Genomic DNA, 13,515 nt, shown 5'->3' on the forward strand with positions numbered 1-13,515 from the left:
GAGGCTCAAGGTTACACCTTCTTGTTCATCCAGGGAAGATCGTCGATCCGGTCGTCCGTGAGACCGCGAATGGTCTCCAGAAGCGGGGTGGAAAACAGCATCCGCCTGACGGCCAGCTCGGAGCGGGCAATCGCAAGCGCCTGCCGGCGTCGGGCGCGTTCCCGGGCGAACGATCTTCTGCGCAAAGCGGACGTCTCGCGGGCAATCCCATCGCAAACGCTCCTGACCAGACGAAAGTCCGGCATGGCGCCGCTGACGATCTCCCCGGTAAGACGGACGAGAGCGAGACTGCCGGCGAGATCGATTTTCAGGGTTTCGCCCGCCAGCGACTCCACCGTCTCGGGAAGTGCGGAGGTCGGCATCCCGAGGCGCTTCCACTCGTCGATCCGTCGTTGGAGCCGGCCAACGAGATCGCGAACCGCGGCATCGCCGATCCGGAAGGGCTGCGGGGGCTGCGGGGGTTCTTCCTGAAGCTCCTGGCCGGCAAGGAGGTGAGAGGCTTCAACCTCCTCCTGGAGCCGTTTGAGGAATTCCAGGAGGCGCCTCTTCCGGTAGCCGGCGATCATCTGCGGCGCGGAGGCGTTCATGGCGGAAAGCCACACCGAAAACTCCCTGATCCCCTCGATGCACGATGGGTCGGGCGGGCAGGCGGTGATGAAGAGCCGATGGTCGTTCGTGTCGCCGAGATGCTGGAGCCAGCCGGAAATCACGTCGCTTCGCTCCGCCGGCTCAATCTCGTCGACTCTATTCAGCACCAGGATCAGCGACTGCCAGGGTTTTGCGAGCCGCGTCCGGGAAGCGGCGTTCGAGGCCGCCGCGAACTGCGTCGCGTTGTCGATCCAGACGACAATGTCCGCTTCGGCGATCGCGGTTTCGGAACAGGTCTGGTGACGAACCAGGCGTGCGTTCAGCCCGGGCAGGTCGAGAATGCGGAGATGGGTGATCGTCGACAGACGGACGAAGAGAAGCATCCGTTCGAAACCGGAAAGCCGCACATCTGTTCCGCCATGCGATTCCGCGAGAAGGGCGCGGAGGTCCTGGAGGGGGCGTGGAGTCACGATGCCGCCCTCCCTGACGCCGATCAGGGACTCGATATCGGCATACTCGATCGCGCACGGGATGCGCGTCGTGGGGAGAACGCCGGTCGGCAGGAGAGGGCGCTGGAGCAGGGCATTGACGATCGAGGATTTCCCCGCGTTGAACTCCCCCATGAATGCGATGGTGAGCGGGTTCCCGGCCGTCGCCACGATGCTGTTCCAGGCTTCGGCGAGCGCGGTTCGCCGTTCTTCGGGGACGATCTGAAGGGATTTTCCGACGACGGCGGAAATTCCCGCCCAGCGGAGGTTCGAGAGGGCGGCCGGAATTTTGTTCCTCAGTTCGTCGAGACGAAGCCGCAGGGGATCGGTCGGCGTATCTTCGATCAGCGTCGACGCCCGGATCAGCTCGGCGCGTGCGTCGCGATGGTGCTCGACGGCGGCCTCCTTTTCGGCGAGAATGAGACGGAGTTCCGCCGCGAACCGCGACGCTTCGGGGTGGCAAGCGCCATCGTCAGAGTCCATCAGCGGCTCGAGACAGTTTTCCGGATGTTCGCGTGAGGGTTTCCCGTCGAGGTGCGATTCGATGATGGCAAGCCTGCGGAGGACGTCCGGATGCATGACCGTCCGCTCTTCTGGTGTGATGCCCTCGAGCAGAGCGGCCGCTTTCCCGTGCTTTCCGGCGCGCCAGAGGAGGTGGGCCAGGACGCCCCGCTCGTCGGGCGCGAGATCGAAATCGGCGCTGTCGGCTGATTCGAGCCACTCGAGGAGTTTTCGTTCGTTCCCGCTCGCCGATGCGAGGCACATCAGGGGCATCGCCGCTACGCGGCCCCGGGCGGGCCAGAGGCGAAGGAACGCGGTGCCGAAATCCCCGTCGAGGGCGAAACAGGCGGCTTCGGCCAGCATCGAGATCAGCGGGTCGAACCACGTTTCGCGGCGCGCCGGGTCGAGCAGGTTGACGGCTGTTTCGCGGTCATCGTCGAACAGCGCGGCGACGAGTTCGAGGGTCTGCACCCCTGGCGAGAGCAGGGCTTTGCGCACGGCGGGCCATTCCGGCCTGATGCAGCCGTCGCGCAGGAGGGGGGCGATGAAAAGCTGTTCGAGCCAGCCGGGCCACGCGCCGGCGCGGCCGGGCCGCTGGAGGCGGCAGACGAGGCCAAGCCTGGCACATGCCTGGGTGAGCCCCGCGATATCGGCGTTCATCTCGTTCAACAGGATTTCCGCCTGCCGGGTCCTGCCCGCGCAGATCATCGAGACGATCATCATCAGCTGTTCGTTTTCACCCCGCGCCCGCCCGGATGCGGCGAGCAGATCGATCGCCTCGGCCGGGTTCCCGGCCGCGTTCATCAGGGCCGCCTGGCGGCAGACGATCGCGGGGTGGCCGGGGAAGACGCGTGCCAGTTCCTCCATGACGCGCGCGGCTTCTGCCGCCCGTTCCATGCCGCAATCGGGCAGGAGGACGGCGGGCCAGGCCGCGCCGCGCGCGACGATGCCGAGCATGCGCAGGCGAATCCGCGAGGCCGCTTCGGCGACGTATCCGGGCTGGGTTTCGGGGGAAGGCACGAACGCGATCGTCTCCACCCGCCCCTCATGCGCAGCACGGAACTCGAAACGGGCGGGCGCACAGGAGAACAGCGCAACGTCGTCGTAGGCGAGATTGAGATCGAATCCTTCGTCCAGGAGTGCGGACGGCCGGCAGAGCGCGACGCCCCGGGGATGGACGACGAGGGCCCCATCGCCGTCGCCGCCGTCCTCGATCGAAATGCGACCCCAGAGGGTGATCTCGTAGGCATCCGGCTCGATGCCCGGATAGGCCTTCGCGAGGCGGGAAACGGCGCGCGCGAGCGTCATGACGTCCGCCCCGCCTTCAGGGCTTCGAGGCCGGCCCTGAGCGATGTTATTTCGCCAGGTATTCTATCGAATCTTTTCGTATCCTGCATGGCGGGCGACGGTTTCAGGGAAGCGGCGACAGCTTCCCGGATGACGGCGAACCCCTGGTCGAACCGTACCGCCAGGTCGCTCTTCCAGACCTGGGAGATCTCGGCCCGACGGCGGACGATCTCGTGCCTGAGTTTCTTCTTTCCCTCGGCGATGAAGTGTTCCATGTTCGCCGTCACCTCGCGCGTCATATCGCCCGTCAGACGCGCCGCGAGCGAGGCGCCGAGCGAGGCCGCCGCGAACAGAAGGTTTCCCTGCAGCAGGAAGGCGACCGCGGCGAGCCGTCCGAAACCGGAAACGAACTGCCGCGCTTCGAGGCCTAGCGACACCGCCTCGATCTCGAAATCCTTTTTGAACTCGACCAGCGGCGCCGTCGAGCCCTGCCGGCCGAGCGAAACGCGCGAATCGAACCTGGCCAGCTGCTGCGAAAGTTCGCGGGAACAGTCCGCCGCGAGCGGCCTGACGGCCCGGTTGATCCGCTCGAAGATGTTCTCGGCTTCGATCAGGACATGATCGCGGGCGAGTTGATGCAGGCCGGCGATTTTCGCTTCGTCGAGCGAGTCGCTCGAAAGAATGGCCTCGACGGCGGCGCGCAGGGTGAGATGCTCCGGCGAAGGGGCATCGGCGCCACGGGCCGCCGCGACTCTGCGACCGTGCGGCGGAACGAGCGGCCGGTCGGCTTCCGCGGCGCGGGCCGTCTCGAATATGAGGCTTTCGACGCCGTTCGCGAACCGCGTGAGAATGCGTTCGCGATCAGCCTCGAGCGTTTCGATCTCGCGTTCGCGCTCGTCGGCGGCCTGCTCGCTCTCGTGCCGGCTCCGGTCGAGCGCCGCCATCAGCATGGCAAGCCCCTGCTCGAGATCGTCCAACATCGACTCGAAGCGGGCCAGAGGAATCTCGCACAGGGCATCGCGGCGACTTTCCACGAGATCGACCGAGAGGCCGTTCAGCAGGTCCGCGACGCCCGATCTTCTCCACGCCTCATCGTCGCCGTTCCGCCGCGCCTCCAGCGCGGACTTCGCCGAAACTCCCCAGATGCGGATTTCCGGGTGAATTTCGGCGAGGTTTCTGCGGCAGTATTCGACGGCTTCTCCACGCTGGGCCTCGTCTGGAATGCGGTCGACGCCGTTGACGACGAACCAGCATTTTCTGATGTGGTGCTTCAGAACCCCGTTCTTCAGGAACCGCACCTCCGAGTCGGAAAGGGGCTGTCCGGCGTTCAGAACGAAGATGACCCCGTCCGCGCGCGGGATGAACTCCTCGGTGAGCCGGCGCCGCACCTCGTCGGTATCGTTGACGCCGGGCGTGTCGATGATGACGACGCCGTCGCGCAGGAGGGGGAGGGGCCAGCCGATCTCGACGTGGTCGACGTGCTGGGCGGCCGTATTCCTTCGCGTGACCCAGTCCTTCAGGGTAAGCGGGTCCACGTCCTTTGAGCCGCCGTCCCGGTCACGGACAATGGCGACGGGCTTTTCGGCATGTCTGATCAGACACAGCGCCGCGGTGCATACCAGCGCCGCGCGCGGCAGGACATCTTCGCCCAGCAGAGCGTTGATGAGGGTCGATTTTCCGCGCTTGATCTCGCCCAGAACGGCGACGGAAAACCGCTCGGCGAGAACGCGGCGTTCCAACTCGCCGGCGGAGCGAATCAGCGCGGTGAAGCCAAGCTCCCGTGCGATGTCGGCGGCTTTGCCGAGCAATCCGAGCAGGTTTTTCTGAAATTCACGGTAGGTTGAAAGATCCATGGTCGACGGCCAGCTCCGAGATTCGTGAAATCATATCACACGCGCTCTCCATGCAGATGTTTTTGTTTCGGAGCTAATCGTTGTATAGTGGTCTTATGCCAGAACAGCTCACCGTCGTCACGCCTGAAAACATCGAACTCCGATTCCAGATGGCGGGGCTGTATTCGCGCGGCCAGGCCCAGTTTTACGATTTCTTCTACCAGGTCGTCGCCTGCGTGCTCCTTCACGTGAGCCCGCTCTACATCGGCTTCGGGGGATACGGCTACAGCGGCATCTACGCCGCCTACTCGATCATCGTCTATTTCCTGCTTTTCTGGTGCTATTACCCGATCTTCGAACTCTACTTCGACGGCCAGACGCCCGGAAAGCGAAAACTCGGGCTCCGGGTCGTCATGGCCGACGGCGGCCGGGTCGGCTTCGCGGCCTCGCTTGCGCGGAACATCATCCGCATCGTCGATTTCCTTCCGGTCTGTTTCCTGCTCGGCATGGCGTCCATCCTGTTCTCCGAACGTCACCAGCGGCTTGGTGATCTCGCGGCCGGTACGATCGTCATCCGGGACGCCGAGGACCTGACCAAGGCGCCCGGAGGCGGCAAGCCAGATGAACACTGACCCCGCGACCACGAACGGGTTTTCCGACTGCCTCGCGCTGATCGAGAGCGCCGATCCCGCATCGAGGCGGAAGGGCGTCGCTCAGCTCGAGCGCTTTCACGAGCCGCGCGCCCTTCGCGTCGCCCTGTCGCTCTCGAATGACCCCGACGAAAGCGTCAGGGAAACGGCGGCCGAGGTTGTCGCCACGCTTCGCCGGGCCGGCGTTTCGGCCGAGAAGCCGGGAAAAGCGAAACCCGCCCGCCAGGTCGCGACGGACACCCTGCTCTCGTCGCCGGAAGTCATGGACGAGGTGTTTTTTCTCTGGCGGCGAAACCGGAAAAACATCATCAAGGCGTGGCTCCTCGCCGATCTCCCCCAGATTCTCATCTGCATCTCGATGTTCGCGACCCGCAACCTTCTTGGAAACGGCCCCGTCTCGAGCTCTTCGGCCGATGCCGTTCTGACGGTCATCTTCCTGGTCGTCTGTTTTTTCGGCCGCCCCTTCGCCTGGATGCTGACGGGAAGGGCCATCATGGCTGCGTTCCCGGACCGGCCCTCACAGACCGTCGCGAAACGACCGATGAGCGCCCTCGAGTATATCGGGCTCACGCAGATGAACCTGGTCGCCCAACTGCCGCTCGTGGGCGGGGCCGCGCTCCTGTATTACGCCCCGCCGTTCGAACCGGTCCTGTTCTTCGTCGTCTACCTGCTGTTCTTTCTCGCCTATCACAGCTACACCTGCACGCTCATGCCGCGCCAGTTGATCGCGAACGCCGACGTGTTCGTCGTTTTCCGAGCCCTGTTCAGGGACGGGTTCGCCTGCTGGACATTTCAACGGACGCTGTACATGTCTTTTCTCTGGATGATGGTGATGCTGTATTTCGCCATCATCGTGAGCGGGATCTACCTCATCGAGTTGCTCAATTTCCACAACCCCGGATATATATTTGTCGCCATCGTCACACTGGCGGACACCCTCGTCGATACGTTCTGGATGGGGTGGCAACTTACCGTCGCCAGGCTTCTGCCGGGCGACGTCCTGAGGCAAAGATCGGCATGAACCCTTCCGCGTCGAGCCCACGCTCTCTCATTCGAGCATATATTATATCATATATATTATTCATCACGCATCTTCTTTCGCCCTGCACCGGGCTCGCAGGCACGATGACGTGCAGAGTCCTGAAAAATGTCTCCGCCGATATCGCATCTTCGGTGACCGACCTGGCAAAAGGCGATGCTCTTCCCGACGACCGCCTGCACCAGCTCGCTGGGCAGTTTCGGGACATCGACGCGATCCTCCTCGATGATGAAACGGTGATGCCCGCCGACGTCTCCTGGATCCCGGGGAACCTCCCCGAGATCGCGAGGGAGCCCGACCTCCGCCGGCGCCGTCAGATGCTGCTGCAATGGCGAGATACGATCCGGCTCCTCGCGGAGGATGCGACGGCGAAACCCGGCACCGGACGCGCGACGCGACAGGAGATGGAAGAAGCGTTGAAACGAGCGGAAAAGGTCTCGTCGGTACCGTCGGGCTGTCTGTGGGAGTGCAGTTCCGGCGACGGCGGGGAGGGCGGAACGCCCCTGTACGATTCGACGATCATCGGTGAAACGGTTCCCGTTGAAGGCGCACCATCCGGAAACGCCCACGGTTCGGGCGGCTCTGGAGGCTCAAGCGGCTCGGGCGGTTCAGGCGGTTCGGGCGGCTCGGAAAGCTCGGGAGGCTCAGGCGGAAGCGGTGGGTCCTCGGGCAGCGGCTCCGGCGGTTCAGCAGGCGGCGGTTCCGCTTCGCAACCCGGCACCCAGCAAGGGTATCAACCGACAGGCCAGACCGGCCAGGGGAGGCCCGTCCAGACCTCGCCCACGACGGTTGGCGGCAGGCCCCCGGCGCCACGCCATCAGCCGTCGCCCCCGCCGCCGAAGCCGCACGTAAAGCCGCCGGCTCCCCCCCCGAACCCCCCTTCGGGCGGCTCCTCCTGGGTCCAGTCCCTTTTCAAGCTCCTGTACTGGGTCATCGTCGTTCTGTGCGTCATCGCCTGCGCGATCGTGATCTGGGTCATCTGGCGAACGTGGCGCCAGCGCGTCTCCGGAGATGACTCTTCCCAGCTTCTCGGCATGTCGGCGCTTCCGGAGGTGCGCAAACAGGCCCAGACCCTCTTCCGGCAGGCCGAAGAGGCGGCCACGGCGAACGATTTCCAGGAAGCCCTGCGCCTGATCACGACCGCCTGCCTGCTCCTGCTCGAAGAACGGTCCGTGGTCGCCTTCCAGGAGAGCCTCACGAACGGCGAGTATCTCGGCATGCTGGCCGAGCGCCGCCAGCTCCAGGACCTGTTCCGCGCCCCCCTGAAGCGGTTCGACGGAATTTTCTACGGCTTCGCGGCGCCGTCGCGGCCCGATTACGACGCTTTCCGCGACGTGTTCCGCAAGCTCGGGGGCGCATCATGAACGTCGCCACACCCCGCATGAAAGGCTACCTGATCCTGCTGCTCTCGCTCTTCATTTTCACGATGTGGGGCGTGAATCTGCTGAGTCTCTCCCAGATCGAGATCGACAAACCCGAACCCTCAGGAGCACCGAAACAGAGCGGCGGCGGAGGTGGGGGGAATCGCGTCATCGAGGTGAAGCCCTGCCCGTTCCTGTATTTCTACTTCTACGAACTCGGCTACACCCTCTACCTCACGTCGGCCCCCCCTCGCGAGCCGAACGGCACGATGCTGATGGTCGAGCCTCCCGAGCGCCTCCCATCGGCCCTCCTGCGCCAGCTTGCCGAATGGCTCGGCAAGGGCGGCAACCTGGTCATTCTCACCTCCCGATCCCATCCGATCCTCAGCCAGGCGGGAATCGACGTTGCGACGTCGAAAGAATCGAAGGAATCGTCCCAGGTCTCACGCCTCTTCATGCCGTATCTCTGGCTGAATGACGCCCGCGAGTTCGACGCCGGATACGCCGGCTGGAAAGCCCAGGCAGGCCGCTCTTTCCTCAAGCCGTTTTTGCCGCCGAGCCCCGGCGTCGATCCGGTCCTCGTGACGGGGTGGGGAAGCGGCCGCCTGTGCATCGCCGCCTCCGCCGAGCTCACCGGCCCGGCCGGCCTCCGCAAGCGCGACAACCTCGTCCTGCTGACCAGGCTCGCCGAGCGGCTGACCCCCTCGAAACAGCTTTTTTTCTTCGATCCCGAACCCGGGCGCCGGCTGAGGGCCGTCGTCTCGAGCGGGGGCGGCGGCGGGGGCGGCGCCACGCCCGTCGTCAAAACGAAAATTCCATACCTGTCACTATGGAGTTTGATGAAGGCGAACGCCGTCAGTTGGGCGCTGCTCCAGCTCGTGCTGGCGCTGGCGATCTTCGCGATCTCGATCGGCAGACGTTTCGGCCCCGTCAGGCCGATTCCGCCCGAAGACCCGCCCCAGCAGTCGTTCGTCGCATGTCTCGGGCAGCTGCTCCGGCGGCAGCAGATCAACTCGTTCGCGGCGAGCCACGCCATCGCGCACTTCCTGCCCGCCGCCTTCAAGCGGTTCGGCCTCCCGCCCGACGCCCCCGCCTCGGCCCTGGTCGAGGCGATGAAGAGCGTCAGGCCTGACCTTGCCGAAAAGCTCGGCGCGGCCCTCACCGGTCTCAAACGCATCACCGAAAGCGAGGGGAGCGACGAAAGCGACGCCCGCCTTCTCCATCACATGCAGACTCTTGCGCAGATACGAAAGGAACTACGCATCAATGGCTGATTTCTCGAAGGTCCAGCAGGTGTTCTCCAATCTCCGGAAAGAGCTTCAGAAGGTCATCGTCGGCCAGGACCAGGTCGTCGACCTGATCCTCACGGCCCTTCTCGTCCGCGGCCACGTGCTTCTCGAGGGCGTTCCCGGCACGGCGAAAACCCTCACCGTCAAATCGATCGCGCGACTGATGGGTCTCTCCTTCCAGCGTATCCAGATGACGCCCGACCTCATGCCATCCGACGTCCTCGGAACGACGGTGTTCGATACCCGCACCGGCGCGTTCCAGGTGCACAAGGGCCCGATCTTCTGCGACCTCGTCCTCGTCGACGAGATCAACCGCGCCCCCGCCAAAACCCAGTCGGCCCTCCTCGAATGCATGGAGGAACGCCAGGTGACGATCGAGGGTAACCGCTTTCCGCTTCCCCGCGTCTTTATGGTGCTGGCGACGCAGAATCCGCTCGAATACGAAGGTACGTATCCGCTTCCCGAAGCCCAGCTCGACCGGTTCCTCTTCAAGATCCTCATCGACTACCCCAGCGCGGCCGCCGAGACGGCGATCCTCGAGAAGTTCGAGGCCGGCTTCCGCCCCGACCGTCTCGAGGAGGCGGGCCTCCAGACCGTCACCAGCCCAGAAGAGCTTGTCGCCTGCCAAGACGCCCTCCGCCAGATCCAGACCAAGCAACCGGTCATGGAATACATCACCTCGATCGTCCGGCTGACCCGAACCTGGAGCGACCTGCTCGTGGGCGGCGGCATCCGCGCCGACATCTCTCTCTTCCTCGCGAGCAAGGCCCGCGCCCTCATGGAAGGGCGCGAGTTCGTGACGCCCGACGACGTGAAGGCCGTGACGCCCCCCGTGCTGCGCCACCGCATCATTCTCAAACCCGAGGCAGAGATTGAGGGGGCCACGCCCGATCAGATTCTCCAGAACGTGCTCGCACAGGTGAAAGTGCCCAGATGAACGCCGGCCTGGTGACGACCCGCGTCGTGCTGCTGTTGCTGTGCGGCACGCTTCCGCTCATGGTGACGACGTCACACATGCTGGCCGTCGCCGTCCTTGCCGCCTGGAACCTCTTCGTCCTGCTGCTCGTCGCCGCCGACAATCGTCTCACACCGAAGGCAACGCTCGTCGACGTGAAACGGGTCATCGCGAACAAGCTGTCGATCGGCGAATCGAACGACGTCATCCTCCGGGTCGAGAACCAGTCGTTCCAGAAGCTCGAAGTGACGCTGCTCGATGCGCCGCCCGAGTCGTTCGGCGCGCCCGGCGAGCCGCTGGTCATCACGCTCGAACCCCGCACCCGCGCCGAGGTCCGCTACCGCGTCGTTCCGCCCAGGCGCGGCAAATTCTCGTTCGGGAACGTGTCGATCCGGTTCCGGGGCCGTCTCGAGCTGATCGTGCGCCAGCGTGAGGTTCCCTGCGAGATGCCGGTCGATGTGTATCCGAACATCAAGAACGTCGCCCGGTTCGAACTTCGCGTGCGGCGCAGCCATCTCATCGAGACCGGCCTCAAGAGCGAGCGCCGGCGCGGCAACGGCACCGATTTCGAGAGCCTCCGCGAGTACGTGCGCGGCGACGAGTTCCGCCGGGTCGACTGGAAGGCGACCGCGCGCCGCCACAAGCTGATTTCCCGGGAATACCAGTCCGAAGTAAACCAGTCGGTCCTCGTCCTGCTCGACTGCGGCCGGACGATGGGCGCCCCGCTGCCCCGCGGGACGATGCTCGACGCGACCGTCGACGCGGCCCTGCTGCTCATTCAGCGGGTCATCCGCAACGGCGACAACGCAGGCCTTCTCGCATTCACCGACCGACCGATCCGGTTCGTACCGCCGGCGAAGGGGAAACGCCAGCTTCATCTCGTCATGTCGCAACTCGCGGCCGTCCAGCCCCAGCGCACCGAGTCGGATTACGGCGCGGCGTTCCGATATCTCATGGCGCGCCGCGTCAAGCGTTCCCTGCTGATCATCCTCACCGATCTCACCACCGGGGAGGCCGCCGCCCGGCTCACGAAGGACGTGCCCATCCTGCTGCGCAAGCATCTTCCCGTCGTCGTCTCGGTCTTCCATCCGACCCTCGCCGCGAGCATGGCCCAAAGCCCCGACACGCTCGACCGGGCCTGGGAAAGCATCGTGGCGCGCGACACGCTCGCCCGGGTGAAGACGGCCCACAAGGATCTCGAGCTTCTCGGCGTCGGAACGCTTCTCCTGCCCCCGGAAAAACTCGGCACCTCGCTTCTCGCGAATTACCTGCGCCTGAAACTCCGCTCGAAACTCTGAGCCAGGGCGGGCCACGTCAGGTAGATCACCGTCGCGAGAAACAAAACCGCAGCGACCAGGTATTTCAGGGGAATCGGAAGCTGCGCCGGCGTCACCCACGTCTCGACCAGGGCGGCGATCACGAGCATCGGCACGACGCCCGCGACGAGTTTCGCCGCGGTCCGGCCTTCGTGCGCGAGCCAGTCGAACCGCTCGTGCCGGCCCGGATCGACCAGCGCATACCCGAGAACGAGGCCCGCTCCCCCCGCGATGAAACAGCACGGCAATTCGATCACTCCGTGGGGAAGGATTAGCGACCAGAAGGCGAGCGCCTGGCCCGCGTCGTGGTAGACCGACGCGAGGCCACCGAGAAGCAACCCGTTATATATCATAATGTATATAGTTCCGATGCCAAACAGAAAACCGAAGGCGAAGGCGTAGAATGATACCTTGATATTGTTCGTCATGATGAAGCTCGAAACCTGGACGCGCGACTCGTCGGCCATGTCGCGGCCGACCTTTCCCCGGGCGAGGTCTTCGCTGATCGCGCTTCGCATCGACGGGGGAATCACGAGATCGATCAGTTTCGAGTCAGCGCCGACGCACAGAAACCCGATGATTCCGGAGAACAGGAAGATCAGGAGCGCCGTCATGATGAAATGGCCGCGTTCCAAGACGAGCATCGGGAAGCGCCTGAGAACGAAGTCGAGACCGCTCAGCAGGATCGAATCGTCGTTCCGCCTGTAGATGTGCGAATAGGCCCGGGCGACGAGGCGGTTCAGATACCGCTGGAGTCGCTCGTCGCCGCTCGTCCGGGCGCGGCCGAGGTCGCTCAGGGTCTCCTGGTACAGGGCCCCGAGTTCGAGAAGGCGGCTCGGCTCGACGCGGCCGACGATATGGCGGTCGAGATGGTCCAGCGTCGCCTCGAGCTGCTGCCAGCGTTCGTTCATCACTCGACGGTCCCGTGGACGTCGCACGTGATTTTTCCGACGGTCGTGATGTCGCCCGTCGAGGAGTAGCGACACGTTGGCTCGGGCTTCGACAGGCTGGATCGAAGATATTTGTCGTTGACCAGGCGTTGTTCGGTGTCTTCCCGGAAGGATTTCAGCGGTATCTTGTTGTCCATGTTATACATCTCGATCGCGCCGAGCAGAACCCTCATGTTCGCATAGCAGGCCTTTTCACGCGCCTGGTCCCGGAACAGCCTCGAACTCCTCCTGTCGGCGGCGATTCCCAGAAATATTCCGAGAATCATGAAAAAGCCGATCACCTTGACAATGCCGGCAACGCAGGACGGGCCGCTCTCTGCCGCAATGGCGGCGCGGAGATTTCGTTCTTCTCCAACGTCTTCCGGTGGGAATTCAAACCCACACTGACGGCAGAACTGCTGGCGGTCAGCCGCAGCGATGCCGCACTCGGGGCAGAATTTTCCCTCATGATTCTGGTCGCTCATAATTCCTCCAGACTACCCGATCGTCCCTGAAAAGTCGATGCACCGTGCGAACGAAATCCTACCGATCCTGCAGGTCGCTTTCGACGGTTCCGTGAACGTCACAGCAGATCCTGCCGTTTGCCGTCATGTCGCCGGTGGAGGAATACCTGCATCCCCGTTCGGGCTTGCTGAGTCCGCCTTTCAGATAATTTTTTTCCGTCAGACGGTTGATGACCTGCTCGTTCATGGATTTCTGCATGACAACGCTGTCCATGTTGTACATTTCGATGGCGCCGAGCAGAACGCGCATGTTCGCATAACAGGCTTTTTCCCTCGACGTGGTGCGAACCGTCCGTCGCGGCGGGATGAGAACCATCACGATGCCGATGAGAAACAGGACGACGGCAATCCTGAACGCGCTTCCGATGCAGGATCCCACGCCTTTCTCGGGAATCGCGGCACGAAGGGTCCGTTCCTCCTCCAGCGATTCCGGGGGAAATTCGAGGCCGCACCGGCGACAGAACTGCTGCTGGTCCGATGCGGTCGTCCCGCATTCCGGACAGGTCTTCATTTCCGTTCGATCCATCCTCGGTCTCCTGCAGCTTCCGCCGCAACCTCCCCGAAAGTGGATCGCCGGAACACGAGGTCCCGGCGATCTATTGAAAAGCTATCCATCTTGGATAGCATCAGCGGGGACGAATCCCCGGTATTTCCACTCTAAAATCCCTGGGTGAATTTTGTCAAATATCTTGGGCGTTTTCCGTGTTACCATGGGGCAACCACTTCGCGGGCTTTCAGTCACGCGGAACGAGGGAG

Annotated in this window: 11 protein-coding genes; 6 read left to right on the forward strand and 5 right to left on the reverse strand. The window is 64.0% G+C overall.

The window, feature by feature from the left end; genetic code table 11:
* Positions 1-11: 11 nt before the first annotated feature.
* Positions 12-2,885 (reverse strand): dynamin family protein, encoded by a 2,874-nt coding sequence (locus PLU72_16080; protein ID HOT29695.1) that lies wholly within the window; start codon positions 2,883-2,885, stop codon positions 12-14.
* Complete coding sequence (locus PLU72_16085; protein ID HOT29696.1) at positions 2,882-4,717, reverse strand: dynamin family protein; 1,836 nt, start codon at positions 4,715-4,717, stop codon at positions 2,882-2,884. Before PLU72_16085 ends, PLU72_16080 begins: the two co-directional genes overlap by 4 nt.
* Before the next feature lie 80 nt (positions 4,718-4,797).
* Here PLU72_16085 and PLU72_16090 point away from each other — a divergent pair, with 80 nt between their 5' ends.
* From PLU72_16090 to PLU72_16115, 6 genes are all read left to right on the forward strand, one after another.
* Positions 4,798-5,328, forward strand: a complete 531-nt coding sequence (locus PLU72_16090; protein HOT29697.1) for an RDD family protein — start codon at positions 4,798-4,800, stop codon at positions 5,326-5,328.
* Positions 5,318-6,367 (forward strand): HEAT repeat domain-containing protein, encoded by a 1,050-nt coding sequence (locus tag PLU72_16095; protein HOT29698.1) that lies wholly within the window; start codon positions 5,318-5,320, stop codon positions 6,365-6,367. Before PLU72_16090 ends, PLU72_16095 begins: the two co-directional genes overlap by 11 nt.
* Before the next feature lie 104 nt (positions 6,368-6,471).
* Entirely contained in the window at positions 6,472-7,749 is a 1,278-nt protein-coding gene (locus PLU72_16100) for a hypothetical protein (GenBank protein HOT29699.1), read from the forward strand.
* The gene (locus tag PLU72_16105; GenBank protein HOT29700.1) at positions 7,746-9,020 is read left to right on the forward strand and encodes a DUF4350 domain-containing protein; all 1,275 of its coding nucleotides are present in this window, start codon (positions 7,746-7,748) and stop codon (positions 9,018-9,020) included. Before PLU72_16100 ends, PLU72_16105 begins: the two co-directional genes overlap by 4 nt.
* Positions 9,013-9,972 (forward strand): MoxR family ATPase, encoded by a 960-nt coding sequence (locus tag PLU72_16110; protein HOT29701.1) that lies wholly within the window; start codon positions 9,013-9,015, stop codon positions 9,970-9,972. Before PLU72_16105 ends, PLU72_16110 begins: the two co-directional genes overlap by 8 nt.
* Complete coding sequence (locus PLU72_16115; GenBank protein HOT29702.1) at positions 9,969-11,288, forward strand: DUF58 domain-containing protein; 1,320 nt, start codon at positions 9,969-9,971, stop codon at positions 11,286-11,288. The genes PLU72_16110 and PLU72_16115 overlap by 4 nt, the downstream gene beginning before the upstream one ends.
* Here the strand turns inward: PLU72_16115 and PLU72_16120 are convergent.
* Genes PLU72_16120 through PLU72_16130 form a run of 3 tightly spaced genes read right to left on the reverse strand, consistent with a single transcriptional unit; the run spans position 11,255 to position 13,285 of the window.
* Positions 11,255-12,217, reverse strand: a complete 963-nt coding sequence (locus PLU72_16120; GenBank protein HOT29703.1) for a stage II sporulation protein M — start codon at positions 12,215-12,217, stop codon at positions 11,255-11,257. The genes PLU72_16115 and PLU72_16120 overlap by 34 nt on opposite strands.
* Positions 12,217-12,720: a hypothetical protein gene (locus tag PLU72_16125; protein HOT29704.1), complete on the reverse strand. Its 504-nt coding sequence runs from the start codon at positions 12,718-12,720 to the stop codon at positions 12,217-12,219. Before PLU72_16125 ends, PLU72_16120 begins: the two co-directional genes overlap by 1 nt.
* A gap of 58 nt (positions 12,721-12,778) precedes the next feature.
* On the reverse strand, positions 12,779-13,285 hold the full coding sequence (locus tag PLU72_16130) for a zinc ribbon domain-containing protein (protein ID HOT29705.1): 507 nt from the start codon (positions 13,283-13,285) through the stop codon (positions 12,779-12,781).
* Between the last annotated feature and the right edge of the window lie 230 nt (positions 13,286-13,515).

The organism is Candidatus Ozemobacteraceae bacterium, assembly GCA_035373905.1.
GTDB lineage: Bacteria > Muiribacteriota > Ozemobacteria > Ozemobacterales > Ozemobacteraceae > MWAR01.